The 25,233-nt window shown below is 41.0% G+C and carries 23 protein-coding genes; 3 read left to right on the forward strand and 20 right to left on the reverse strand.

Going from position 1 to position 25,233, the window contains the following annotated elements:
• Both HMPREF3057_RS05070 and pflB read right to left on the reverse strand, forming a co-directional pair.
• The coding region (locus HMPREF3057_RS05070) for a Spy0128 family protein (RefSeq protein WP_257370879.1) at nucleotides 1-2,046 on the reverse strand (2,046 nt) is incomplete at its 3' end.
• A 318-nt stretch (nucleotides 2,047-2,364) separates the two neighbouring features.
• Nucleotides 2,365-4,680: a formate C-acetyltransferase gene (pflB, locus tag HMPREF3057_RS05075; RefSeq protein ID WP_000260621.1), complete on the reverse strand. Its 2,316-nt coding sequence runs from the start codon at nucleotides 4,678-4,680 to the stop codon at nucleotides 2,365-2,367.
• Between the two features lie 232 nt (nucleotides 4,681-4,912).
• Here pflB and dinB point away from each other — a divergent pair, with 232 nt between their 5' ends.
• The gene (dinB, locus tag HMPREF3057_RS05080; protein WP_042902880.1) at nucleotides 4,913-5,974 is read left to right on the forward strand and encodes a DNA polymerase IV; all 1,062 of its coding nucleotides are present in this window, start codon (nucleotides 4,913-4,915) and stop codon (nucleotides 5,972-5,974) included.
• Between the two features lie 34 nt (nucleotides 5,975-6,008).
• On the opposite strand, the gene HMPREF3057_RS05085 is transcribed toward dinB, so the two are convergent.
• Both HMPREF3057_RS05085 and HMPREF3057_RS05090 read right to left on the reverse strand, forming a co-directional pair.
• Complete coding sequence (locus tag HMPREF3057_RS05085) at nucleotides 6,009-6,854, reverse strand: undecaprenyl-diphosphate phosphatase (protein ID WP_000273567.1); 846 nt, start codon at nucleotides 6,852-6,854, stop codon at nucleotides 6,009-6,011.
• Between the two features lie 59 nt (nucleotides 6,855-6,913).
• The gene (locus HMPREF3057_RS05090; RefSeq protein WP_042902881.1) at nucleotides 6,914-8,809 is read right to left on the reverse strand and encodes a DUF2207 domain-containing protein; all 1,896 of its coding nucleotides are present in this window, start codon (nucleotides 8,807-8,809) and stop codon (nucleotides 6,914-6,916) included.
• Between the two features lie 129 nt (nucleotides 8,810-8,938).
• Between HMPREF3057_RS05090 and HMPREF3057_RS05095 the strand changes: the two genes are divergently transcribed.
• Both HMPREF3057_RS05095 and HMPREF3057_RS05100 read left to right on the forward strand, forming a co-directional pair.
• A complete protein-coding gene (locus tag HMPREF3057_RS05095) occupies nucleotides 8,939-10,504 on the forward strand; it encodes an ABC transporter substrate-binding protein/permease (protein WP_000732046.1) in 1,566 nt (521 codons plus the stop codon).
• Nucleotides 10,501-11,241 (forward strand): amino acid ABC transporter ATP-binding protein, encoded by a 741-nt coding sequence (locus HMPREF3057_RS05100; RefSeq protein ID WP_000189491.1) that lies wholly within the window; start codon nucleotides 10,501-10,503, stop codon nucleotides 11,239-11,241. The genes HMPREF3057_RS05095 and HMPREF3057_RS05100 overlap by 4 nt, the downstream gene beginning before the upstream one ends.
• Before the next feature lie 92 nt (nucleotides 11,242-11,333).
• On the opposite strand, the gene HMPREF3057_RS05105 is transcribed toward HMPREF3057_RS05100, so the two are convergent.
• From HMPREF3057_RS05105 to HMPREF3057_RS05180, 16 genes are all read right to left on the reverse strand, one after another.
• Nucleotides 11,334-11,549: a capsule biosynthesis transcriptional regulator gene (locus tag HMPREF3057_RS05105; protein ID WP_001130031.1), complete on the reverse strand. Its 216-nt coding sequence runs from the start codon at nucleotides 11,547-11,549 to the stop codon at nucleotides 11,334-11,336.
• 106 nt (nucleotides 11,550-11,655) lie between these two features.
• Nucleotides 11,656-12,552, reverse strand: coding sequence for an SPFH domain-containing protein (locus HMPREF3057_RS05110; RefSeq protein WP_000244062.1), 897 nt, complete (start codon nucleotides 12,550-12,552; stop codon nucleotides 11,656-11,658).
• Nucleotides 12,553-12,634: 82 nt separating this feature from the next.
• Nucleotides 12,635-13,885, reverse strand: coding sequence for a threonine ammonia-lyase IlvA (gene ilvA / locus HMPREF3057_RS05115; RefSeq protein ID WP_000947300.1), 1,251 nt, complete (start codon nucleotides 13,883-13,885; stop codon nucleotides 12,635-12,637).
• Nucleotides 13,886-13,964: 79 nt separating this feature from the next.
• Nucleotides 13,965-14,987, reverse strand: coding sequence for a ketol-acid reductoisomerase (gene ilvC, locus HMPREF3057_RS05120; RefSeq protein ID WP_000290683.1), 1,023 nt, complete (start codon nucleotides 14,985-14,987; stop codon nucleotides 13,965-13,967).
• An 89-nt stretch (nucleotides 14,988-15,076) separates the two neighbouring features.
• The gene (gene ilvN, locus HMPREF3057_RS05125; protein WP_001253813.1) at nucleotides 15,077-15,553 is read right to left on the reverse strand and encodes an acetolactate synthase small subunit; all 477 of its coding nucleotides are present in this window, start codon (nucleotides 15,551-15,553) and stop codon (nucleotides 15,077-15,079) included.
• Nucleotides 15,546-17,246, reverse strand: a complete 1,701-nt coding sequence (locus HMPREF3057_RS05130) for an acetolactate synthase large subunit (RefSeq protein ID WP_000411746.1) — start codon at nucleotides 17,244-17,246, stop codon at nucleotides 15,546-15,548. Before HMPREF3057_RS05130 ends, ilvN begins: the two co-directional genes overlap by 8 nt.
• 323 nt (nucleotides 17,247-17,569) lie before the next feature.
• The gene (fusA, locus tag HMPREF3057_RS05135) at nucleotides 17,570-19,651 is read right to left on the reverse strand and encodes an elongation factor G (RefSeq protein ID WP_000090339.1); all 2,082 of its coding nucleotides are present in this window, start codon (nucleotides 19,649-19,651) and stop codon (nucleotides 17,570-17,572) included.
• 278 nt (nucleotides 19,652-19,929) lie between these two features.
• Nucleotides 19,930-20,400, reverse strand: coding sequence for a 30S ribosomal protein S7 (gene rpsG, locus HMPREF3057_RS05140; RefSeq protein WP_004250722.1), 471 nt, complete (start codon nucleotides 20,398-20,400; stop codon nucleotides 19,930-19,932).
• Nucleotides 20,401-20,419: 19 nt separating this feature from the next.
• A complete protein-coding gene (gene rpsL, locus HMPREF3057_RS05145; protein WP_001142333.1) occupies nucleotides 20,420-20,836 on the reverse strand; it encodes a 30S ribosomal protein S12 in 417 nt (138 codons plus the stop codon).
• Between the two features lie 318 nt (nucleotides 20,837-21,154).
• Nucleotides 21,155-21,754 carry a response regulator transcription factor gene (locus HMPREF3057_RS05150; RefSeq protein ID WP_070696725.1) on the reverse strand — a complete coding sequence of 200 codons (600 nt, stop codon included), beginning with the start codon at nucleotides 21,752-21,754 and terminating at the stop codon, nucleotides 21,155-21,157.
• Between the two features lies 1 nt (nucleotide 21,755).
• Nucleotides 21,756-22,853 (reverse strand): sensor histidine kinase, encoded by a 1,098-nt coding sequence (locus HMPREF3057_RS05155; protein WP_070696728.1) that lies wholly within the window; start codon nucleotides 22,851-22,853, stop codon nucleotides 21,756-21,758.
• Between the two features lie 4 nt (nucleotides 22,854-22,857).
• Nucleotides 22,858-23,592, reverse strand: coding sequence for an ABC transporter permease (locus HMPREF3057_RS05160; RefSeq protein ID WP_070696731.1), 735 nt, complete (start codon nucleotides 23,590-23,592; stop codon nucleotides 22,858-22,860).
• Nucleotides 23,593-23,604: 12 nt separating this feature from the next.
• A complete protein-coding gene (locus HMPREF3057_RS05165; protein WP_070696735.1) occupies nucleotides 23,605-24,480 on the reverse strand; it encodes an ABC transporter ATP-binding protein in 876 nt (291 codons plus the stop codon).
• Nucleotides 24,467-24,661 (reverse strand): hypothetical protein, encoded by a 195-nt coding sequence (locus HMPREF3057_RS05170; protein WP_000709174.1) that lies wholly within the window; start codon nucleotides 24,659-24,661, stop codon nucleotides 24,467-24,469. The genes HMPREF3057_RS05165 and HMPREF3057_RS05170 overlap by 14 nt, the downstream gene beginning before the upstream one ends.
• Complete coding sequence (locus HMPREF3057_RS05175) at nucleotides 24,658-24,864, reverse strand: hypothetical protein (RefSeq protein ID WP_000390701.1); 207 nt, start codon at nucleotides 24,862-24,864, stop codon at nucleotides 24,658-24,660. The genes HMPREF3057_RS05170 and HMPREF3057_RS05175 overlap by 4 nt, the downstream gene beginning before the upstream one ends.
• 110 nt (nucleotides 24,865-24,974) lie before the next feature.
• Nucleotides 24,975-25,233 (reverse strand): LPXTG cell wall anchor domain-containing protein (locus HMPREF3057_RS05180; RefSeq protein ID WP_142350339.1); only part of this gene is annotated, 259 nt, incomplete at its 5' end.

Here is a 25,233-nt window from a genome sequence, read left to right on the forward strand (position 1 = left end):
GCCGTTATCTGTAACTTTTACCTTAACTTCGTGTTTAGCAGTATCGTATGTCACACCTTTTTCACTACCTGCTTTTTCAGTGATAGTGTAAGTGTATTCACCTGCTGTTTCTAACTCAATTTCTTTGAAAGTAACGGTGCCGTCTGCAGCGTTTTTAGCTGTCGCAACGACTTTGTAACCTTCTTTAAGTTCGAATTCGTATTTATCAGCTTCAAGGTCTTTACCATTCAAGACTTTCTTAGCTGTGATAGTTTCTTTAGCTGGAGTTGCTTTATAGGTGTTAGTGAAAGTTGGTTCTGCAGATGTGACAGTTGCTGTTAAAACTCCACTTTGGAAAGTTGCTGCTACAGTAACTTCCTTGGCTTCTGTATCAAATGCAACGCCTGCAACTGCTGTTGAAGTGTCTTCTTTGATGATGTAGTGATAAGTTCCCGCACCTTTTACTTGGAGATTCTCAAAGGTAATAGTCCCATCAGCTTTTGATTTTGCTGTAGCTACAGGATCCTTCAAGTTCTCTGCAGTAAACAGGTTAAAGGTAAACTCATCTGCTTTTGGAAGTTTATCTGTACGTCCTTCTACTACTTTCTTAGCCGTCACATTGAATACAGCTGGAACAGGTTCGTCTTTAAGATGAATAGTAGAACCCGCAGCACCGAGTTTGACTGTATACTCTTTTTCATCTAGTTTATAACCTGCTGGAGCAGTCTTCTCTTTGATCTTAAACGTTTTACCTTCCCATTTCTGATCATAAGTTTTCGTAAGCGCTACTCCTTTTTCATTCGTAGTCACTTCTGTTGTTTCACTTGCATCATCTGCTGCTGTCACAGTATATACCGCACCCGAAACCGGAGCAAGAGTGAAGGCATCAGTCTTATGAATCTTAATTTGGTAAGCAGTAGATGCTACAATCGTACCAGAAATCAAAGATGTCGCCTCAGCTGTCATATCAAGTGCTCCCGGACGACTTGTATTCTGTGCTAATTTAGTCCCGTCAGCCAATGACAGAGCAACCCTATTTCCTACTTTACTTCCATCATTAGGAGTTGTTGTGTTATAAGAGACTATATAAGAGGTCGTTCCATCTTTAAAAATGATATCAAATGAAGTATAGTTTTCGTTCCACGAAACGGTATAGTCTTGTCCCTCAGTTAACAAAACTGCATCATCTGGAACAGCAGAAGTCCCAACAGTGATATTTGCCTTATACACTTTTAGAGTCTCAGGAATATACTGTGCAGGAGTGTAACTAGTATCATCATTTGGTATAGTATCATGTAATACAATATTTTGTCCTAAGTCTTGTTTCTCTGTATTTACACGTACACGCCAGGTAGACCATGCATCTCCCTTGCTAACCGAACCAATCTCAGCCAGTTTTGGAGAGTTCCAATTTTCAAGGGCAGCACGACCCCCAATTTTAGCATAATTTTCAGTACCAACTTTGGGACCATCGATTGTTTTTGATGAATAAATGTGAGTCACTTCTTGCTTCAATGAGGATGAATTAAAGTTTATGCGGGTTTTATTCTGATCCTTTAAGAATCTAAAAGTAACAGAAAAATTCCCTGACACATCCTTTACCTTATCTCCACCAGTTTTCTCTAGATATTTATCCAAGTTTTTCAAGGTGATTTTTGCTTTCCCACCTTGATCAGTCCCATTTGAAGTCACTTCAGCTTCTCCAATAGTAACTTTTGTTGTCGGATCGATTAAATCCTGACTCCCCTCATAAACTGCCATAGGAGCAGGTATATCAAAGGTAAAATAATCTCCATTATTCAAATGTTCATTATACTGTTTGAGATCAAAAGTCACGCGAAGCTTATATGCTAAATTCGTACGAAGCGAGAAATCTCCTTCTGAACTCACATTTTGCTTAGTATCTGAAGCATCTAACAGATCAATACCTGTAATGACTTGTGTCAATTCTTTTGAAACAGGATTATCTGCTTTAACAATGCCTATCAAAACAGATGCTAGGCCTAAAATAGCAAAAGCTAACGCAGAAAATTTAGAAAGCATATTTAACGCTTTGCTTTTCGACATTTCTTCTCCTCTTTTCTTTATGAAATTTTTATTTCTAATCTCCCTAAGAGATTACATCATACCATTTTGACAACCCCTATCACTAACTAGAGTTTATCTATTGTATTATAACATCTCAATACAATCTATTCAAGTTTAATAACTAGAAAATAAGTTTTTATAAGATTTTATTATATTATTCTCTCGAATTTCAACACATTGTCACAAGAATTAACAAAATCTCTCAGTATTTTTCATATGATATGTCGAAAATTTATCTTTTAGATATAGAAAAAAGCCAGTCCTATAGACTAGCTTTCTTTCTATTCTAATTGAATCTTAGCTCAAGGCGTCATCCATTGAAAGAACTTCGTGGAAGACACGTTGTGTCAATTCAGTTTTTTGTTCTGGAGTGAGGTATTTAGTGTTTACACAGTATCCAGAGATACGTACGATAACGTCTTCACCTGACATGATCTTTTCGTAAACATCGTTCAAGTCCATAACGTTCAAGTTAACGTGTTGTCCACCGTTTTCGAAGTAACCATCAAGGATTGTTACCAAGTTATCAACTTGTTCGTCACGAGTCTTACCAAGAGCACGTGGAGAAACTTGAGTTGTCAATGAGATACCGTCAGCTGCGTAACCAAAGTCAAGGCTAGCAAGTGAGTTCAAGTTTTGCAACCATCCACCTTTAGCTTTGTTAGATGGGTTCGCACCTGGTGAGAAGAATTCAAGTTTAGACAAGTTCACAGAACCATCTTCGTTGAGGTATACACCTTTGTGGACTGGTGAGTTACCAGTTTGTTTAGAGTAAGCAACGTTAGATGTGATTGTCAAAAGTGATACAGTAGCTTCTGCGTCTTTGTATAGTTTGTGGCTACGTAGACGAGTTGTATAAGCTTCGATCAACCATTCTGCCAATTCGTTTGAACGTGGGTCATCTTCACCCCAACGTGGGTATTCACCGATTGTTTCGTAATCGTAGATGTATCCATTTTCGTCACGGATTGGTTTAACGGTAGCGTATTTGATAGCTGACAATGTATCAACTGTGTTTGCAAATCCACAGATACCGAATCCCATGTTAGCACGTTGTTTAGTTGGCAAGAAGGCCATTTGAACAGCTTCGTAGTTGTACTTGTCAGTCATGTAGTGGATGATGTTCAAAGCATCTACATAAGTGTCAGTCAACCAGTCAAGAGATTTTTCAAAGTTCGCTTTAACTGATTCGAATTCAAGAACTTCGTCACGGATAGGATCGATGTCAAATACTTTGTAGTCTTTGTGAACATCGTCGTAACCACCGTTCAAACCAGTAAGAAGGGCTTTCAAAACGTTTACACGAGCACCGAAGTACTGGATGTTGTGGCGTTGATCTTCGTTTTCTGGGTCAAGTGGTGACACACAGCATGAGATACAGCTCATTTCTCCGTATCCGTCTTTAGCCATTGTTGTTACACCTTCATATTGGATAGAAGAGTGTTTGTGGCTCATGTGCATACAGTAGCGACGGAAGTTGTATGGCAATTTGTCAGTCCAAAGAACTGTCAAGTTCGGCTCTGGAGAGTTACCGATGTTGTCAAGAGTGTTCAAGAAACGGTAGTCCATCTTAGTAACACGGTGACGACCATCGTTACCCATACCAGCCATAGAAGTTGTGATGAAGGTTGGGTCACCTGAGTACAATTGGTCATAAGCTTTTGTACGAGCAAATTTAACTGTACGAAGTTTCATAACGAAATCATCAACGAACTCTTGGATTTCTGATTCAGTAAATGTACCGCGAGCAAGGTCACGTTCTGCAAAGATATCCAATACGATTGGCACACGTCCTAGAGATGTAGCAGCACCGTTAATCACACGGCAGACAGCCATGAAGGCGATGTTAACCCATTGGATTGCTTCTTTCGTGTTCATCGCTGGTTTGCGGACATCAACTCCGTAAAGGTCACCCAAGCGAACAACTTGTTGCAATGCTTGGTATTGAAGGTTTACTTCTTCACGAAGACGGATTGTTTCTTCATCAATTTCTTTGATCGCATTCCAGTCGTTTACTTTTTCTTGCATCAAGTAGTCTGCACCGTAAAGAGCAAGACGTGCGTAAACACCGATGATACGTCCACGTGAGTAGGCATCTGGAAGACCAGTTACAGTGTGAGCGTGACGAGCGCGACGAATGTTTGAAGTGTAGGCACGGAAGATACCGTCGTTAACTGTTGTTACGTATTTAGTGAAGATTTCGTGAACAGCTGGATCTGGTTCATATCCATTTTCCTTCAAAGTAGTTTCAGCCATACGGATACCACCTTTTGGCATGAAGTTCAATTTGAAGAGTTCATCGTTTTGGATACCGAAGATAACTTCATTTTCTTTGTCGATAAATCCAGCAGGAATATCAGCAATAGATGTTGGACGAGTGTCCATTGGGAAACGAGTTTCTTCGTAGTGTGCTTTTGTTTCTTCTACGATTTTTTTGATGTGGAGTGAACGTTCTGTTGGTCCAGCAAGGAAACTTTCATCTCCATCATAAGGTGTGTAGTTAGCTTGAACAAAGCGAGAAATACTTGCTTTTTCTTTCCAATCTACGCCTTTGAAGCCTTCCCAAGCTTTATCAAAAATGTCTTGTGCTTCAACAACTGTCTTAACAACCATGTTAATGTCCTCTTTTTTCTAGTAACAGTCATCTGTTACATTCTTGAGACAAGTATACCATACAGTAACCGATTTCAACAAGAGAAAATCGGCATTTTAGACGCTTTCTTTTATAATACAGTCTCTTTTTTGTTCTTATCTGTATTATATTTTTGAAAGTCAGGTTGAACTTTCCCATTTTTTCAGAAAAAAGGGTATAATAAATAGAAAATGACACTAGAAAGGGATTGGAATGCTCATATTTCCATTGATAAATGATCTGTCCAGAAAAATCATCCATATCGACATGGATGCCTTTTTTGCTGCGGTGGAAATCAGAGATAATCCCAAGTTAAAGGGCAAACCTGTTATCATCGGAAGTGATCCCAGACAAACAGGTGGTCGAGGTGTCGTTTCTACCTGTAGCTACGAGGCACGAGTTTTTGGTGTTCATTCAGCCATGAGTTCTAAAGAAGCTTATGAGCGCTGTCCCCAAGCTGTCTTTATCTCTGGAAATTATGAAAAGTATAAGACTGTGGGACTTGAGATTCGAGCTATTTTTAAACGCTACACTGATTTGATTGAACCTATGAGTATCGACGAGGCATACTTAGATGTGACGGAAAATAAACTCGGTATCAAGTCAGCCGTCAAAATAGCCCGCCTCATCCAAGAGGATATCTGGCAGGAACTACACCTGACCGCTTCTGCAGGCGTTTCCTACAATAAATTTCTAGCTAAAATGGCCAGTGATTATCAGAAGCCACATGGTTTGACAGTGATTCTACCTGACAAAGCCCAAGACTTTCTCAAACAAATGGACATTGCTAAATTTCATGGTGTAGGAAAGAAGACAGTAGAAAAGCTTCATGAAATGGGCATTTATACTGGTGCAGACTTATTGGATGTCTCAGAAGTTACTTTAATCGATCGCTTTGGCAGACTTGGTTATGATCTTTATCGAAAGGCTCGTGGTATTCACAATTCTCCAGTCAAGTCCAATCGCATCCGCAAATCAATCGGGAAGGAGAAAACCTATAGTAAGATTCTCCAGGATGAAGAAGATATCAAAAAAGAGCTGACTCTTCTCTCCGAAAAGGTAGCTCACAATCTCAGCAAGCAGGACAAAGCTGGAAAAATCATTATCCTAAAAATACGATATGCTGACTTCTCCACTCTGACTAGACGAAAAAGCCTCCCACAAGCTACACAGGACGCTAGTCAGATTTCTCAAACCGCCCTTCAACTCTACGAAGAGCTAGCTGAAAAAGAAAAAGGTATCCGTTTACTAGGAATTACGGTGACAGGATTTTAAAAAGCTTGAAGGAAACTTCCCTCAAGCTTTTTTCTTATACAAACAAACGCACAAAACTATAGAGCAACAAGACACTACCGAGTACGATACGGTATTTACCAAAGAGTGTAAAGTCGTGTTTTTTCACATAACTGGTCAAGAAACGAATAGCAACCATGCTGACCGCAAAGGCAACACCCATGGCAACCAAGAGCAAGAACAGTTGTCCAAAACTCAAGAGTTGACCTGCTTTAATAAATTTGAAAATCTTTAAAGCGCTGGCTCCGAACATAACAGGAATTCCGAGATAGAAGGTGAACTCTGTTACGACTGAGCGGCTTGTTCCATTTAACAAACCACCAACGATCGTCGCACCTGAACGGCTCGTTCCTGGAAAGAGGGCGAGGACTTGGAAGAGCCCAATGTAAAGGGCTGTTTTATAGGGCAACTTGTCTAGCTCTGTCACTGTTGGTTCAATGGCTTGCGCCTTATTTCGTTTTTCAAGGTAGATAAAGGCAACACCATAGATAATCAACATGATTGCAACTGAAACCATGTTATGGAAGTTGGCATCAAACCAATCATCTAATTTAAAAACCAATAGCAAAGGCAAGGTCGCAACGAAGACTTTTGACCACAATTGCCAAGTTCTACGAACTTCTACCTTAGTTTTACCAGGTTTGAAAGGGTTAAGCTTGTTAAAGTAAATGACCATAACTGCTAAAATGGCACCAAGCTGAATGACAACATTAAACATGGACATGAAGGCTTCATTCTGGTCCTTGTATTGTACAAATTCTTCAACCAAGATCAAGTGGCCAGTACTTGAAATGGGCAACCATTCCGTAATTCCTTCAACAATCCCAAAAAAGATTGACTTCAAAATTTCAATAAAATACATACATTACTCCTTTTTCTGTCCTCTATTATAGCATAATTTCGGATATTGCGATAGATTTTTTAGAAGGCACCGATGCTACCACCGCCTCCGCCTCCTGAGAATCCTCCACCTGAAGAACCACTTCCAGAAGATACAGAGTAATTGCTAGCTGTATTTGCGACAGCAGTATATTGCTTGATTTGTGCAGTTGAGGAGTAGAACTGTGAGTGCCAACCATAGGCTACATAAAGATTCAAATCTGGATTTTCAAGCTGAATATGGCGAACTTTCATTAACTTACTCACCTTCTTGGCATAACCAAAGAGAGTCGCATAGACCAGTAGACGGTTCCAAAGGACGATGCTCTCTAGCTCGGCCTGATCTAGATGAGCAATGTCGCGAAGCATATTTTCAAAACTCGTCCAGAGATAGAAGATTTCTGCTCCTTCCTCAGTTAGAACTCCATCGCGATAGGCTCCTCGCGTGGCAAGATAAACCCAGAAACTAGCCCCTAATCCTGTCAATCCTAAGAGTAGAAATGGGATCGAAAAGAAACCATGTGTTTGCCAGCTATAGTAAAAGAATAGCAGTCCACCTAGAGCTGTTATGGCTGAACAGACCCGCATCCCGAGAGCAAGGCGGCGTTCCTCACTTGTCAAGGGACGATAGTAGCTTGGGATACGAAGTACATGGACCTTATCCTTGACACAAGACTGAATGCGTTGAAGTCTTCCTTCAAAGGAGCGTTTGAGACGCGAGCCTGTTTCTCGGATATGTTTTTCATCTGACTCTTTGGCACCACGGTAAAGGGAAGATGAAACTTGGTAATCAGGGAAGAGCTCTGAAATAGCCAATTCTTTCTTATTTGACAAAGTCATGCGCAGACATTCCTTCTCAAAATTGGACAAACCCTTTTCACTGATAATGCGCACATAAGGTTCTTCATCCCCTTGGAAAATAGATAAATGACCTCGATCTACTAAATCCAACAAGGTTGCCTGAATCAAACGTTCAAAAGTAAATTTGCCAAACCCTGATTTGTTTAGGGGATTGACTTCCTCTAAGGACGTTGAATACACTGCTTCTGCTAAAACCATTGGAGGCAAATCCATCGGTGGTTCGTAGAGTCGATGATCTTTTGGAAAGACCTTTTTAATGCTTGTACTCTGACGAAACATCCTATAGAAGATAGGAACTAGAAGTAAGAGACTCATAAAAATGACGGGGAATACCCATTTCATCAAAATCTCACTTTGCGCTTTTTCTGTTGCTATATTGCTTTCAATCCGGTTAAAATCGGTTAAACGTTCTTCCTCTAACCCTTGATCTGGAGCTCCTGCAAAAGCACTTCTAGGCCAGTATGCGTGTAATTCGATCTGTCGCTTTCTAGGAAGGTCTTTCATTTTGACATGATAGAGATTATTTACTTTTTCAACACTAGAGTCCCTTAGGAGTTGGCCTGCATGAAAATAGAGTTTCTCTGCTGGGGTATCAGAGCTAATCTTAAACTCAATCTCTTTGATGTCTCCAGTACTATCGGTCAAGGGTTGCCAATTTAGCTCTGCGATATCCTTATATAAGAAGAGAAGGTTTGTTAGTTTCCAGGTAACCGTTACCCGAACAGTATCTCCGGCATATCCAGCATTGTAAATTTTTACCTTGTAGCCGTCCTCTTCCTCCATAGTATAGAAGGAAACATTTTGAACAATTCTTCCATTTTTAGAGACCTGAACGGTCGGGTCGGGATCAATGTCAAATCCTTCCGGCATTTTCCCAGCTTTTCCGAGCCCAACTAACTGACCATTGTAATCATCTCCAAAGCGGTAGGTAATTGTTTCCTTAAAAATTGCAGTATTATCTGCATGAATATTCAAATCCCCCTGATAGGATAAGATATCAAAGTCTACTGCAAAAACCAGGCTCGGTATAAATAATAAATAAGTAAATACCAAAGCCAACAGCCATCTTTTTTTCATAATCGGTTCCCTTTCAATCTTTTTACCATTATATCATTTTTTATAAGTAAAGGCTTACTTGTATTGAAAATCTCACTATTTTTAGATACAATAGAGAGAGTCATTTTTAGACTAGAAATAGGAGAAAACATGAAAAAATTATGCTTATCTATCCTTGCTAGCCTAGCCCTTACCTTAGGACTAGTTAGCCAAGTCCAAGCCGACGAATATTTACGCATCGGGATGGAGGCAGCTTACGCTCCCTTCAACTGGACTCAAGACGACGATAGTAACGGCGCTGTCAAAATTGACGGTACCAACCAATATGCCAATGGCTACGATGTCCAAATCGCTAAAAAGATTGCCAAAGACTTAGGCAAAGAACCTTTGGTTGTAAAAACCAAATGGGAAGGACTTGTTCCAGCCCTTACTTCTGGCAAAATTGATATGATCATTGCCGGTATGAGCCCAACTGCTGAACGCAAACAAGAAATTGCTTTTTCAAGCAGTTACTATACTAGCGAACCGGTTCTATTGGTCAAAAAGGACTCTGCCTATGCGAATGCCAAATCTTTGGAAGACTTTAGCGGAGCAAAAATCACGTCTCAACAAGGTGTTTATCTTTATGACCTGATTTCCCAAATTCCAGGTGCCAAAAAAGAAACAGCTATGGGCGACTTTGCTCAGATGCGTCAAGCTCTGGAGGCCGGTGTTATTGATGCCTATGTTTCTGAACGACCTGAAGCAATGACCGCTGAGTCTGCTAACGCTAAGTTCAAAATGATCCAACCTCAACCAGGTTTCAAAACTGGCGAAGAAGATACAGCTATTGCCATTGGACTTCGTAAAGATGACAGCCGCATCAGCCAAATCAATGCGAGCATCGAAACCATCTCAAAGGATGAGCAAGTAGCCCTCATGGATCGTATGATCAAAGAGCAACCTGTGGAGTCTACAACAACAGAGGAAGAAAGTAGTTTCTTTAGCCAAGTCGCTAAGATACTTTCTGAAAACTGGCAACAACTCTTGCGTGGTGCTGGTATCACACTCCTAATCTCCATTATCGGAACCATCACAGGTCTCCTTATCGGACTTGCAATCGGGGTCTTCCGTACCGCTCCACTATCTGAGAACAAGGCAATGTACACCCTACAGAAACTAGTCGGTTGGATTCTCAATGTCTATATCGAGATCTTCCGTGGTACACCAATGATTGTTCAATCCATGGTTATCTACTATGGAACTGCCCAAGCTTTCGGTATCAATCTTGACCGCACACTAGCCGCTATCTTCATCGTCTCAATCAACACAGGTGCCTACATGACTGAAATCGTCCGTGGTGGTATTCTAGCAGTTGACAAAGGACAGTTTGAAGCTGCAACTGCTCTTGGTATGACCCACAATCAAACCATGCGTAAGATTGTCCTACCTCAGGTTGTCCGTAATATTCTACCTGCTACTGGTAATGAGTTTGTCATCAATATCAAAGATACCTCTGTATTGAACGTTATTTCAGTTGTTGAGCTTTATTTCTCAGGAAATACTGTAGCAACACAAACTTATCAATACTTCCAGACCTTTACCATCATCGCCGTGATTTACTTTGTCCTCACCTTTACTGTGACCCGTATCCTACGCTTCATCGAACGTCGTATGGACATGGATACTTACACTACAGGTGCTAACCAAATGCAAACGGAGGATTTGAAAAAATGACACAAGCAATCCTTGAAATCAAACACCTCAAAAAATCCTATGGGCAAAACGAAGTGCTAAAAGACATTTCTCTCACCGTCCATAAAGGAGAGGTTATTTCCATCATCGGGAGCTCTGGAAGCGGAAAATCAACCTTCCTTCGTTCAATTAATTTACTCGAAACACCTACAGAGGGAGAGATTCTCTATCGAGGAGAAAATGTCTTAGAAAAAGGCTATAACCTCACCCATTATCGTGAAAAACTCGGTATGGTTTTCCAATCTTTCAATCTCTTTGAAAATCTGAATGTCCTTGAAAATACGATTGTTGCCCAAACGACTGTACTCAAACGCGACCACTCTGAAGCTGAAAAAATTGCCAAAGAGAATCTCGAAAAAGTTGGCATGGGAGAACGTTACTGGCAAGCCAAGCCGAAGCAACTATCAGGTGGTCAGAAACAACGCGTGGCTATCGCCCGCGCGCTCTCCATGAATCCTGATGCCATTCTCTTCGACGAACCAACATCTGCTCTTGACCCTGAAATGGTTGGAGAAGTCCTCAAAATTATGCAGGATTTGGCTCAAGAAGGCTTGACCATGATCGTCGTAACCCACGAAATGGAATTCGCTCGCGATGTCTCTCACCGTGTCATCTTTATGGATAAGGGTGTCATTGCTGAAGAAGGCAGGCCTGAAGAACTCTTTACAAATCCTAAAGAAGACCGGACAAAAGAATTTCTTCAACGCTATCTCAGCTAATAAACAAAGACTGCATAAAGAATGCAGTCTTTTTAATTTGTAATTGTAAAGAAAAGGCAGACTCGATTCAGGAATCTGCCTGTGACCACAGTTTAATCTTCAAATTTTTCATGATTTTTTTCATAGAAATCGATTAAACCAAGAGCTGTTTCAAATGAAATATTTTTAACTTTTGCGCGTCCTTGTGCTAGAGCAATGATAGACATTTCACGCGCATTCGTTTCTTTAGAGATACGGTAGCCTGTGATTTTCTTATCACGAACCCAGCCAACAACTGCTTCTACTTTTTCAAAGTTCGACTTAGCCATGTTCTTCTCCTAAATTATTCTTTACAATACTTAATTGTATACGTTTTTATTTCGTTTGTCAATAAAAAAACATATATTCGTTGCAACTATATTATTCTGCATATTTTTATTTGGCTTTTAAAGCCGATAATATATGAGTTCTTATGTCCTCGACTCCATTAGGATTTGCTGGTAGGAAGATTGTATTATTACCCTCTTTATCTGCAAAATTATTCAACGTATCTAAATACTGGTTCGTTAATAGGATAGACATGATTTGTTCTTCAGTTAGCTCAACATTGGCTCCCTTTAACTCTTGGATAGAATCAGCTAGTCCGTCAACAATTGCTTTACGCTGCTCTGCAATCCCTACACCATGTAGGCGATCTTTTTCTGCTTCAGCTTCTGCTGCGGTCACGATTTTAATCTTATCTGCTTCAGCAAGCTCTTGCGCCGCAACTCTCTTACGTTGAGCCGCGTTAATTTCATTCATTGATTGTTTTACTTCAGCATCAGGTTCAACCTTAGTAATCAGCGTTTTGACAATGATATACCCATATGTAGACATTTCTTCAGCCACTTGTTTTTGAACTTCTAAGGCGATTTCATCCTTCTTCTCAAACAACTCATCTAGGGTTAGCTTTGGTACAGATGAACGCAAAGCATCTTCTATATAGGATTTAATCTGGGCTTCTGGACGCATCAATTTATAATAAGCATCTGTGACATTATTTTCATTCACTCGATACTGAGTTGCCACATTCATCGTTACAAATACATTATCTTGCGTCTTTGTCTCTACAACAATCTCACTTTGCAACAAGCGTAGTTGAACTCTTGCTGCAATCCTATCAATCCCAAAAGGAGCTCGTAAATGAATACCACTATTGCTCAACTTTTGGTATTTACCAAAGCGTTCTATGATAGCGACAGATTGTTGTCGAACCACATACACAGAACTAACCATAATCACTGATGCAATCACCACTAAAAACAATAAAACAAGTAAAATTTGTAAAACCATGGGAATCTCCCCCTTTCGTCACCCTCATTATAGCACCATCATTACCATTACGCAAATAATATGATAATAATTTTATTTTAGCTTAAACTAGCATATTATACAACGTTTCGTTCCCATTCAAATTAATATAAGATGGGTCAAACTTTTCCATTCGATGAATCAAGCCAGCATAATCATGCTTATTGGCAAGAGCTACCCCAATCAATACAGGACCTGTCCCCTTGCTTGCTCGTTTGATATATTCAAAACGAGTGATGTCATCATTTGGCCCTAAAATATCATTTACAAACTCTCGGAGAGCTCCAGGACGTTGTGGAAAATTCACTACAAAGTAATGCTTGATTCCATCGTAAATCAAGGCACGTTCTTCCATCTCCGGCATACGGTTGATATCGTTATTTCCTCCAGAAATGATACAACAAATCGTCTTGCCTTTGATATAGTCTGATAAAACTTCCAAGGCTGCAACACTGGCAGCTCCGGCTGGTTCTGCTACAATACCTTGTTTGGAATAAAGATCAATCAAGGTTTCGGAAATCAATCCCTCGTCCACCCCAATCAGCGTTTCAACATTCTTACGAGTCGCTTCATAGGTTAATTGTCCAACCTTCTGTACGGCTATCCCATCAGCGAACTTATCAATTTCTTTGAGTTTAACTGGTCCCCCAGCTTCAAAGGCAGCTTTCATAGAGCGAGCACCATTAGCTTCTACCCCGATCACTTCAATAGTCGGGTTGGTTTCCTTAATATAAGTAGAAACACCGGCAATCAATCCGCCACCACCTACTGGTACAAGTACTGTATCAAAATCAATAGACTCTTTACGGGCTTCTTCAAGAATTTCATAGGCTACAGTCCCTTGACCAGCCTGAACATGCGCATCATCAAAAGGATCGATGAAGGTGCGGTTTTCTGTCAATGTAAATTCTTGTGCTGCCTTAGCAGAAGCATCAAAGGTATCCCCAACCAACTTGATTGTCACAAACTCTCCACCGAAAAAGCGAACCTGCCCAATCTTTTGTTGCGGTGTTGTGATGGGCATAAAGATCGTTGCAGGAATCTTCATCTCATTACAAGTATAGGCGACACCTTGGGCATGATTTCCCGCAGAGGCACAGACTACACCACGCTCGCGTTCTTCTTTTGACAGTTGAGAAATGGCATAATAGGCTCCACGAATTTTAAAAGAGCGAACTCGTTGCGCATTCTCCTTTTTGAGATAAATCTTTGCTTGGTATTTTTCTGATAAATAATGATCATATTCTAGTGGTGTATCAACTACTACACCACTCAAAACTTTGTGGGCTTTCACCACATCTTTTGCACTTAGCATTGTCTCCTCCTCAAGTACTTTTCAAGATAAAAAACGAGTTAGGTACCCCCAACTCGCCTTCTGTCTCTCTTTACAAGAATTAATTGTAGATTTTGAATGCGTCGTCGTCGTTTTTACCAACGAAAGGCATTGCTTTACGCAATTCTGCACCAACTTTTTCAATTTCAAGGTTAGCTGCTTGTTCACGGTAAGCAGTTAATTTTGGACGACCAGCCTTGTAGTCATTCACAAAGTCATTTGCAAATTTACCATTTTGGATATCTGCCAAAACAGCTTTCATGTTTTCTTTAACTTGCTCAGTAATCACACGTGGACCTGATACATAGTCACCGTATTCAGCAGTGTTTGAAATAGATTGACGCATTTTCTTGAATCCACCTTCATAGATCAAGTCAACGATCAATTTCATTTCGTGAAGAACTTCAAAGTAAGCCAATTCTGGGGCATAGCCTGCTTCTGTCAAGACTTCAAAACCTGCTTCGATAAGGGCGGTCAAACCACCACAAAGTACAGCTTGTTCACCAAAGAGATCTTCTTCAGTTTCTTCTTTGTAAGTTGTTTCAAGCAAACCAACACGAGCTGCCCCAACACCTTTACACCAGTCCATAGCAATGTTTTTAGCATTTCCTGTTGCATCTTGGTAAACTGCGTAAAGAGCTGGAACACCAAATCCTTCTTCGTAAGTACGACGTACCAAGTGTCCTGGTCCTTTAGGAGCACACATGAAGACATCTACATCTGCAGGAACTTTGATAAATTCAAAGTGGATATTGAAACCATGAGCAAATCCAACTGCATTTCCAGCTTCCAAGTTTGGAGCGATTTCTGCTTCGTACAATTCTTGTTGGATTTCGTCTGGTGCCAAGATCATGATAACGTCAGCCAATTTAGTTGCTTCTGCTACTGTGTAAGTGTCAAATCCATCTTCTTTTGCTTTGTCAAAAGATTTACCTGGACGCACACCGATGATGACATCACGACCTGAATCACGCAAGTTTTGCGCATGCGCATGTCCTTGTGAACCATAACCGATTACGGCGATTTTTTTACCGTCAAGCGCTGCTACTTTAACATCTTTTTCGTATTCCATTTGAACTGCCATAGTTTTTCTCTCTTTTCTATTTTTATTGCCTTATAGGCTGGTTTAACAAATTTAAGTTATTTTTTATACTCATTGAAAATCAAAAAGTATTAGTCGCGGGTAAATCCAGTTGCACCCGTACGAGCGATATTTTTAATGCCGTATGGTCGAATCACTCGCAATAAAGCTTCACTCTTTTCAGCATTTCCCGTCATCTGGATGGTGATTGAGCTTGGAGCCACATCTACTACCGTTGCACGGAAAGGTTGGATAATGGCCAAGATTTCTGCACGCTTCTCAGCAGGAGCAGATACTTTTACCAAGATAACTTCTCTTTCCAAGTGTGGTTTATCTGTGATATCTCGAATGCGAATCACATCAATCTGACGATTGAGCTGTTTAATGATTTGCTCTACTTCATCATGAGAAGCTACATCAATAATGATGGTGATGCGAGATACATTGGGGTTCTCTGTCGCACCAACTGAGATACTCTCAATATTGACTTGACGACGAGAAAGGACACCTGTAAAACGATTCAAAACTCCTGAACGGTTTTGTAATCTAGCTGTTAACATTCTACGCATGGAACTGCACCCCCAACATCTCATGATTGCTCTTACCAGCTGGTACCATCGGTAATACCTGTTCCTTACGAGAAATATCCACCTCGATAAACATGGGCACATCCTCCAGAATGACTTCTAGATCCTTCTCTATCGTCTCTGGATTATCAAATTTATAGTTTTTGATGCCGTAGGCCTGTGCCATCAGCTGGAAGTCAGGAAGTGTATCAAAGACTGACTCGGAAGTTCTACCCTCATAGAAGGATTCCTGCCACTGACGAACCATTCCTAGTGAGTGGTTATTCAACATGACAACCTTAATCGGCACCTTGTAGATGTTTAGGATAGCTAGTTCCTGGTTAGTCATTTGGAAGCCACCATCACCGACAAAAAGGATAACTTCTTTTTCTGGATTGGCAATCTTGGCTCCAATAGCTGCAGGAACTCCGAACCCCATGGTACCCAAGCCACCTGAAGTGACTAACTGACGCTCATTTTGGTAAGGATAATACTGAGCTGTCCACATTTGGTGTTGCCCTACGTCTGTGACAACAATGGCATCCCCATTTGTCAACTTACCGATGCGTTCAATAACGGCCTGAGGTTGAACCACACGTTCTTTCTTATCATAAGAACGAACTCGATTCTTGTCCTTGGTGACTTTTTCAATCCACTTTTCAGTATTGTTATGAACAGTTGGTTCTGCGAGCAGCATCTGCAAGGCTTTCTTAGCATCCCCCACTACAGGAATATCTGCACTGATAATCTTACCAATCTCAGCTGGGTCAACATCGATATGGGCAACCTTAGCATTCTTCGCGAAGGTCTTAGGGTTCCCAGTCAAGCGGTCATCGAAACGGCAACCAATACTAATCATAAAGTCCGCTTCCGTCATTGCAATGTTAGCTGCGAAAGAACCGTGCATGCCTCCCATCCCTAGGAAGAGCGGATGACTCGTTGCAATGGTACCTTGCCCCAAAAGACTAGTGACTACTGGAATTTGGTAACGTTCAGCAAATTCATTGAGCTCCTTAGAAGCTTCCGCATAGCTGATACCACCGCCTGCTAACAAAACAGGTTTCTTGGCTTTTGACAATTGCTTCAAGATTTTCTTGATTTGCATGTCATTCGGATCAAGCGTCGGTTGGTAACTTGGTAAATTCACCTCTGGTGAATAGATGAAATCTGTCTCTAGAGCTGATACATCCTTTGGCAAGTCAATCACAACAGGACCTGGACGACCTGTCGTTGCGATATGGACAGCTTCCGTAATGATACGAGGAATATCTGCTGTCTCACGAACTTGGTAATTGTACTTGGTAATGGGCATGGTAATCCCCACGATGTCTGCTTCCTGAAAGGCATCTTTCCCAATCCCAGCTCGCGCAACCTGACCTGTAAAGACCAAAAGGGGAACGCTATCGCTCATGGCATCTGCAATCCCTGTAATGGCATTTGTTGCTCCCGGCCCACTCGTGACGACGGCAACGCCCAACTTTCCAGTTGATTTGGCATATCCTTCAGCTTCGTGCAAACAACCTTGCTCATGGCGTCCTAAGATGTGGCGAATACCTTTAAAATTGTATATCGCATCATACAAAGGTAAGACCGCACCACCAGGATAACCAAAAATGGTATCAATCCCTAAGTCCCGAAGTGTTTCCAAAACTAGGTCCGACCCCGTCTTAGGAGATTCTAAACTGATTTTCTCCATTGTTCCCCTTTCTCTTCTCTTAAAAAAATAGCTTGTTACTATCATACCATTTTTTCAAAAATTTTCAAGGCAAAAGAGTCAATTTTCTGAATTTTCTATCTAAAAGTGTATTTATGAATCTTTTGCTCATTTTTATTAACTTTTCTACGGAATTAGGAACCTTTATTTACTTTAATTTATCAAATTAGAATATTTTCTTTCTTGGTAGAATTAGTATTTTTCTAACTTAGCGATCAAATTCGTATACTATATTCAGCAAAAATGAATAGTTAAAGATAAAAAAAGGAAGCCACTAAGTGACTTCCTTCTAGAGTGAGGACTGATTAGTCTTCACCTTTATTTTTCTTAATGATTTCTTCTTGTACTGACTTAGGTACATCTTCGTAGTGGTCAAATACCATCATGAAGGTACCACGTCCTTGTGATGCAGAACGAAGAACTGTTGCGTAACCGAACATTTCAGCAAGTGGAACGTAAGCACGAACGATTTGGCTGTTACCGTGTGCTTCCATACCATCTACACGTCCACGACGAGCAGTCACGTGACCCATAACATCACCAAGGTTTTCTTCTGGAACAGTGATGGTTACAAGCATCATTGGCTCAAGGATAGCTGGTTGTGCTGATTTAGCAGCTTCTTTAAGAGCAAGTGAAGCCGCGATCTTGAAGGCAGTTTCAGATGAGTCGACATCGTGGTATGAACCATCGTAAAGTTTAGCTTTAACGTCAACCATTGGGTAACCTGCAAGAACACCGTTAGCCATAGATTCTACCAAACCTTTTTCAACCGCTGGGATAAATTCACGAGGAACCACACCACCGACGATTGCGTTTTCGAATTCGAATCCTTTACCTTCTTCGTTTGGAGTAAATTCAATCCATACATCACCGAATTGACCTTTACCACCAGACTGACGTTTGAAGAATCCACGTGCTTGAGTAGAAGCGCGGAATGTTTCACGATAAGATACTTGAGGAGCACCTACGTTCGCTTCAACTTTGAACTCACGACGCATACGGTCAACAAGGACGTCAAGGTGAAGTTCACCCATACCTGAGATAACTGTTTCACCAGTTTCAACGTTTGTTTCAACGCGGAATGTTGGATCTTCTTCAGCCAATTTTTGAAGGGCGATACCCATCTTGTCTTGGTCCGCTTTAGATTTTGGCTCAACCATCAATTGGATAACTGGTTCTGGAACGTTGATTGACTCAAGGATGATTTTAGCTTTTTCATCTGTCAATGAGTCACCAGTTGTAGTATCTTTCAAACCAACGGCAGCAGCGATATCACCTGAGTAAACAGTGTCAATTTCTTGACGGCTGTTAGCGTGCATTTGAAGGATACGTCCGATACGTTCACGTTTACCTTTAGAAGTGTTCAATACGTAAGAACCTGATTGGAGAACACCTGAGTATACACGGAAGAATGTCAAACGACCTACGAATGGGTCAGTCATGATCTTGAAGGCAAGAGCTGCGAATGGCTCTTCGTCAGATGCTGGACGAGTTTCTTCTTCATCTGTATCTGGGTTGATACCTTTGATTGCTGGGATATCAAGTGGGCTTGGAAGGTAGTCGATAACCGCATCAAGCATCAATTGAACACCCTTGTTCTTGAAGGCAGAACCACACAATACTGGGAAGAATTCAACATTGATAGTTGCTTTACGGATAGCAGCTTTCAATTCTTCGTTAGTGATTTCTTCACCTTCAAGGTATTTCATCATCAAGTCTTCATCAGTTTCAGCAACTGCTTCCACCAATTTTTCACGGTATTCTTGAGCTTGGTCAAGGTATTCAGCTGGAATATCTTCTTCAAGGATATCTGTTCCAAGGTCGTTAGTATAGATTTCAGCTTTCATCTTGATCAAGTCGATGATACCGCGGAAGTCATCTTCAGCACCGATTGGCAATTGGATTGGGTGTGCGTTTGCTTGAAGACGATCGTGAAGTGTGCTTACTGAGTAAAGGAAGTCAGCACCGATTTTGTCCATTTTGTTGGCAAATACGATACGTGGAACTCCGTACTCAGTCGCTTGACGCCAAACTGTTTCAGTTTGAGGCTCAACACCTGATTGTGAGTCAAGAACAGTAACCGCACCGTCCAATACACGAAGAGAACGTTGTACTTCGATTGTGAAGTCCACGTGTCCTGGTGTGTCGATGATGTTTACGCGGTGGTTGTTCCATTGAGCTGTTGTCGCAGCAGATGTGATAGTGATACCACGTTCTTGCTCTTGCTCCATCCAGTCCATTTGTGACGCACCTTCGTGAGTTTCACCAATTTTGTGGATTTTACCAGTGTAGTAAAGAATACGCTCAGTAGTTGTTGTTTTACCGGCATCGACGTGAGCCATGATACCGATATTACGAGTTTTTTCAAGTGAAAATTCGCGTGCCATGAGGTTTGTTTCTCCTATTTATTTTAATTTCTATTCTATTATAACACGATTTTAATAAAAACGGATAGGCAGGACCTACCCGTTCTCAATGTTTATCTTGTTTTTGTTGGTTTCAACTTGTAGACAAGTTGAATTGAACTCGGGCTAAAAGCTCAAGTTAACTGATTTGAACCCGAGCGAGGCCCGGTGCAAAAAAGATAAACTGCTTTGTGTTCACGGAACACTGCACCAGTTTCCTATTTTTGCCTTGGGCCTTTGCCGCTCTTAGTATCATTTTATTACCAACGGAAGTGTGCGAAGGCACGGTTAGCTTCAGCCATACGGTGAGTGTCTTCACGTTTCTTAACTGCTGCACCAGTGTTGTTCGCAGCATCCAAGATTTCTTTTGCAAGACGGTCTTGCATTGTGTGTTCACCACGAAGGCGAGCGATTGTTACCAACCAACGAAGTCCAAGTGTTGTACGACGTTCTGGACGAACTTCAACTGGGACTTGGTAGTTAGATCCACCAACACGACGTGCACGTACTTCAAGTACAGGCATGATGTTTTCCATAGCTGTTTCAAATACTTCAAGTGCATCGTTACCAGTAGCTTCTTTGATTTGCTCAAAAGCACCGTAAACGATTGAAGCAGCTGTACCACGTTTACCGTCAAGCATAACGCGGTTGATAAGACGAGTAACTAATTGTGAATTGTAAAGCGGATCTGGCAATACTTCACGTTTTGGAGCTCTATTTTTACGACTCATTTCTCTTTATCCCCTTTCCTTATGCTTTTTTCGGACGTTTAGTACCGTATTTAGAACGGCCTTGTTTACGATCGTTAACACCTGCAGTATCAAGTGCACCACGGACGATATGGTAACGTACCCCTGGAAGGTCTTTTACACGTCCACCACGAAGAAGCACCACGCTGTGCTCTTGCAAGTTGTGTCCGATACCTGGGATGTAGGCAGTAACTTCGATAAGGTTGCTCAAACGTACACGAGCGAATTTACGAAGGGCAGAGTTAGGTTTTTTAGGTGTCATTGTTCCCACACGAGTTGCAACACCACGTTTTTGTGGTGAAGAAACGTTTGTTTGAACTTTTTTATGACTGTTGTAACCAACGTTCAAAGCTGGTGATTTAGATTTTTCTACTTTTGATTTACGCGGTTTGCGAACCAATTGGTTAATTGTAGGCATCTACATTCTCCTGTGTTTTTTTATTTTTGGTGATGATACACTTGGTGACAGCTACCATCTGTGTGTACTTTTGCAACATTTGTCAGCACGTCCCTGTACACTTTTGAGAGACCAAAAGTAAAAAGTACCGTCTATTATTGTAACACAATTTTCCCTTCATTGTCAAGATATTTTTCATTTTTATTCTGATCTTTTAACTCTTTGACACTAGCTTTCACCGCTTTTCTAAACAAAAAAAGGAGGCGATTTACCTCCTCCTTTCTAGTATGGATTTCCTTTGATTCAAGTTATCGTTTCGGAATTTTTTAACCCTTCTTATCAAAGCCAACCAGATTCTTTTGCAATGTTGGCTGCCTCTGTTCGATTACCAGCATCTAGTTTCGAAAGAATATTGGTGACATAGTTTCGGACGGTTCCATTTGATAGATAAAGCTGATCCGCGATTTCTTGATTAGACAAGCCCTGAGCGATTCCCTTTAAAACAGCGATTTCTTGCTCTGTTAACGGATTGGGGTGCGTCATCACCACTTCCATCAATTCAGGCGAATATTCCTTGCGTCCTTCGAGAACAGTGTGCAAGGTTTGCATGAGGTCTGCAATGCTTCTTTCTTTTAAGACATAAGCATCCACTCCAGCCTTGACCGCACGTTCAAAATATCCGGGGCGCTTGAAAGTCGTCACTACAACCACCTTTGTTTCTAGCTTTTCTGCTCGTATCCACTCCAAGACTTCGAGGCCTGTCTTAACGGGCATTTCTACGTCAAGAATGGCGATATCTACGGGCTCCTTTTCTAAGAGTTGGATTGCTTCTTGCCCATTCTTGGCTTGTAGGACAATCTCTACATCTGGTTGAAACATGAGCAACTGGCACATGGCATCTCGCAACATACTTTGATCTTCTGCAACAAGTAGTTTCATCTTAGTTTCTCTCCTTATAAGGTAGTCGAACCTGCACTTCAGTAGGCTGCTTTTGACTGATCACCTTTACTTCTCCTGAAAATGGAAGGACACGGTCTCTAACGGTATGAAGTTCATCCCCTTTTAGAGAAGCAAATCCACAGCCATCATCTCTCACTGTTAGAATGAGTTCTTTCTCTGTTCGTTCTAATTTTAAGTAGGCTTTCGATGCTTTGGCATGTTTGATGATGTTGGTCACTAACTCAAGTAAAATCATGGAGGCCGTTGATTCTAACTCCTGAGTTAGGCTAGCTGTATCTAGTTGGTGATTGATTTCCGTTTCAATTCCTGCAATTTCCAGCATTTTTTTAACAGTCGCAAATTCGGAAGCAAGGGTTCTGGTTTTAAGATTTTCAATGATGGTACGAACTTCATTCATGGATTCTTTACTGATCTGATGAATTTCTTTTAATTCTTTTTCCACTTGAGGATAGGCCTGCATTTGAAGAAGCTGGAGGGCAAGATCCGTCTTCACACTCAACATGGCAAAGGTATGGCCTAGACTGTCATGAAGATCCTGACCGATACGACTGCGTTCGTTTTCAGCCAAGAAAAGATTAAGCTTGGCATTTTGTTTCATCTTTTCTTCTTTTAGCTCTTCTGCTATCCGAATTCGATAGAGACCAAAAGTCAAGGCATCAGAAAAGACAAAAGTCACCAAGAAAAAGAGCAGTTGCCAAGGACTAACTTGATCAACCATATAAATCCCTGCCAAAATTAACGGTTGCAAGACAATAAAACTGACAAAGCGCCAAGAGTGAAAAGAAATCTCATCCAGTTGGTAAATAAGGAGATTGGATAAATAAAAGATAAACCAAGCAAAGCTTGCATTCAGCCAGACGGAACTGTAAAAAATGTAGGCAAGCATGATCCACCAAGCCAGCCACTGCACAATGCGATTTTGACTGACTAAAACCGAATAGAAAGCTAGGACAAATAGTAGAGTCCATAACAAGGTTAAAAGCGGGTACTCTCCAACGATGACACCCGCTATAGGAAAGATGATAAACACTGTTGAAATATGAAACATATAATGAGTGTTTTTTAATTTTTCCAACATAGATTTATTTTACCTCGATCCGTTTTTTCAGTTGGATGACCAAGACACCAAAGAAAACTGTATAACCTAGTACAACCAAGGCGGCAAGAATGTTAAACTCGTGGTACTCCAAATAAGTAGAGACGACCTGCATCAGTTGATAGGTTGGAGTCAGTTTTCCAAGGGATTGGAGCCATTCTGGGAAGGAACTCAAAGGGAACCAGAGTCCACCGAGGACAGCCAAAGCAATATAGGCAATATTTCCAATAACCGTCATCAATTGAGCACTGGGAAGCAAACTCACCAAGACCCCCATGCTGATAAAGACCACGCTTCCGACCAGCAACATAACTCCAATCACCAACCAATCAAGCCAAGGCAGAGTCACTCCACGGACAAAATGACCAACCGAAAAGACAACTATAATTGATAACAAGAAAGTCAGTAGAGTACTGAACAGTTTTGATACATAATATTCTACCATAGATACCGGAGAATGTTGAATCAATTTTTGCCAGTTATTCGTCTTGTCGGATTCGAGTGTGCTAGGGATACTGAAAAAGGCGCTTGACATGATACTAAAGAGCGTCATGGCAAAAAGATAGGCTTGAAGAGCAATCTCTGGAATGTCTGATCCTGACATCATACCAGAAAAAATAAGGTAAAACACACTTGGGAGTCCGATGGATAGCAAGTAGTAGACTGCTTGCCGTTTCATCTGAATGATTTCCACTTTCATGAGACTTGTCATATTTTTCATCGTCAATCTCCTTTAATCTTGAGTCGTTTCAAAGATACTGTCTAAGAGAGTTCGATTGCGAACTTCAATTTCTTCGATCGTGCAGCCCTGTTTTTGCAAGGCTTCCCATACTTGGCTGGCTTCTCTGGTTGTGAAGGAAAGAGCATTTTGCTTGATTTCAAGCTCTTGAACCTGGTCCAAATTGCTGATAACTTCCTGATAAGTTAGAGGTACCGTAAAATGTTTTTCTTGTTCTTCACCACGCATGGCATAAGGTGTCGTATCCCGGATCAATTCACCCTTGTGGAGGACCAAAATGCGGTCAGCCGTATGTTCTACCTCTTCGATATAGTGAGAAGAGTAGACAATGGTGACACCATTTTTCTTTAACTGATTGACAATTTCCCAAAAATGCTGACGTGTCGAGGTATCCATGGCAGCAGTTGGTTCGTCCAAAAATAGAATTTTCGGACGACCTATTAAAGACAACACGAAAGAGAACAAACGTTTTTGCCCACCAGACAACTTGCCCGCTAGCTGATTTTTCTGCTTGTCTGAGAATCTAAGCAAGTCATCAATTTCTTGATTGGAGAGACTGTTTGGATAGATTGATTGAAAGAAGGATAAGAGTTCTTTCACTTTCAAGTCTTGAACCACCGTATTTTCTTGAGGTAAGATAGAAATATGCTGCTTTAATCGAGGATCTGTTGGTGCAAAGCCTTGAATAGCTATCTGACCTGAGCTCACGAACTTGTCGCCCAAGAGGCAATCAATCAAGGTTGTCTTCCCTGCTCCGTTAGGTCCGATCAAGGCGACACATTCACCATCGTTGATTTCAAAGGAGATGTTCCACAAGATCTCCTTGTCTTTTATTTTCTTACTCAATTTCTCAACTTTAATCACAGTCATGAGATTCTCCTTTCAACCACTTCATTCCCATAGGGAAAACAACGAAAATCATAAATCCAAAACCCCAAGCACCACGAATGAATTGCCGAAGCAAGGTTTGGTCAAACCAACCAGTAAACATTTCCACTAACCATACCAAGAGTGACAGGCCGATAAAGAGATAGATGATTGCTTTTTTCATTCCTCAAACTCCTTTTTCACATCTCTGACTAATTTCAAACCTTCTCTGACAAGCCAAGACATCATTCCAAAGCCAGCAAAGAGCTCCCAAGGAAAATGATAGAAACCCTCGTCCAATCCTGAAAACATGAGATAGGTCATAACTCCTGCTGCTACTAAACTCACTGCGACAATCATTTTATTTTTCATTTCTTCTTCCTCCATTTCATACTTCAATTATAGTCTTTTGAAGTTGGCGGAGCTAGATGCTTCTGTCACTAGGGAATATGACAAATGTCATAAAAAAGAACCGATTTCTCGGTTCTTAAAAATGATTAGTCTGATTCATCGTTTCGTTTCTTTTTACCTAGCAATCCAATTGTCATGGCACCTGCTAGGGCTATCAGAATTCCTAGATTTTTCAAACCATCTTCTTGACTTCCTGTATTTGGAAGTTGATTTTTTTCTACAGAGATGTTTTGAGTCAATTGATCTGGTTTCAAATCAGGTACTGAAAGTTCTTTTTTATCAGACGGCTTCACTTGCTCTGGAAGCTCTACTACTGTTGGAGTATAGAATCCTGAAATGATATTT

The sequence above is a fragment of the Streptococcus sp. HMSC072D05 genome (assembly GCF_001815805.1).
Classification (GTDB): Bacteria; Bacillota; Bacilli; order Lactobacillales; family Streptococcaceae; genus Streptococcus.

Excerpts from the sequence above, each read along its gene's own strand:
- pflB (WP_000260621.1), bottom strand. The coding sequence starts at position 4,680 with ATGGTTGTTAAGACAGTTGTTGAAGCACAAGACATTTTTGATAAAGCT.
- dinB (WP_042902880.1), top strand. The coding sequence starts at position 4,913 with ATGCTCATATTTCCATTGATAAATGATCTGTCCAGAAAAATCATCCAT.
- HMPREF3057_RS05085 (WP_000273567.1), bottom strand. The coding sequence starts at position 6,854 with ATGTATTTTATTGAAATTTTGAAGTCAATCTTTTTTGGGATTGTTGAA.
- HMPREF3057_RS05090 (WP_042902881.1), bottom strand. The coding sequence starts at position 8,809 with ATGAAAAAAAGATGGCTGTTGGCTTTGGTATTTACTTATTTATTATTT.
- HMPREF3057_RS05095 (WP_000732046.1), top strand. The coding sequence starts at position 8,939 with ATGAAAAAATTATGCTTATCTATCCTTGCTAGCCTAGCCCTTACCTTA.
- HMPREF3057_RS05100 (WP_000189491.1), top strand. The coding sequence starts at position 10,501 with ATGACACAAGCAATCCTTGAAATCAAACACCTCAAAAAATCCTATGGG.
- HMPREF3057_RS05105 (WP_001130031.1), bottom strand. The coding sequence starts at position 11,549 with ATGGCTAAGTCGAACTTTGAAAAAGTAGAAGCAGTTGTTGGCTGGGTT.
- HMPREF3057_RS05110 (WP_000244062.1), bottom strand. The coding sequence starts at position 12,552 with ATGGTTTTACAAATTTTACTTGTTTTATTGTTTTTAGTGGTGATTGCA.
- ilvA (WP_000947300.1), bottom strand. The coding sequence starts at position 13,885 with ATGCTAAGTGCAAAAGATGTGGTGAAAGCCCACAAAGTTTTGAGTGGT.
- ilvC (WP_000290683.1), bottom strand. The coding sequence starts at position 14,987 with ATGGCAGTTCAAATGGAATACGAAAAAGATGTTAAAGTAGCAGCGCTT.
- ilvN (WP_001253813.1), bottom strand. The coding sequence starts at position 15,553 with ATGCGTAGAATGTTAACAGCTAGATTACAAAACCGTTCAGGAGTTTTG.
- HMPREF3057_RS05130 (WP_000411746.1), bottom strand. The coding sequence starts at position 17,246 with ATGGAGAAAATCAGTTTAGAATCTCCTAAGACGGGGTCGGACCTAGTT.
- fusA (WP_000090339.1), bottom strand. The coding sequence starts at position 19,651 with ATGGCACGCGAATTTTCACTTGAAAAAACTCGTAATATCGGTATCATG.
- rpsG (WP_004250722.1), bottom strand. The coding sequence starts at position 20,400 with ATGAGTCGTAAAAATAGAGCTCCAAAACGTGAAGTATTGCCAGATCCG.
- rpsL (WP_001142333.1), bottom strand. The coding sequence starts at position 20,836 with ATGCCTACAATTAACCAATTGGTTCGCAAACCGCGTAAATCAAAAGTA.
- HMPREF3057_RS05150 (WP_070696725.1), bottom strand. The coding sequence starts at position 21,754 with ATGAAACTACTTGTTGCAGAAGATCAAAGTATGTTGCGAGATGCCATG.
- HMPREF3057_RS05155 (WP_070696728.1), bottom strand. The coding sequence starts at position 22,853 with ATGTTGGAAAAATTAAAAAACACTCATTATATGTTTCATATTTCAACA.
- HMPREF3057_RS05160 (WP_070696731.1), bottom strand. The coding sequence starts at position 23,592 with ATGAAAAATATGACAAGTCTCATGAAAGTGGAAATCATTCAGATGAAA.
- HMPREF3057_RS05165 (WP_070696735.1), bottom strand. The coding sequence starts at position 24,480 with ATGACTGTGATTAAAGTTGAGAAATTGAGTAAGAAAATAAAAGACAAG.
- HMPREF3057_RS05170 (WP_000709174.1), bottom strand. The coding sequence starts at position 24,661 with ATGAAAAAAGCAATCATCTATCTCTTTATCGGCCTGTCACTCTTGGTA.
- HMPREF3057_RS05175 (WP_000390701.1), bottom strand. The coding sequence starts at position 24,864 with ATGGAGGAAGAAGAAATGAAAAATAAAATGATTGTCGCAGTGAGTTTA.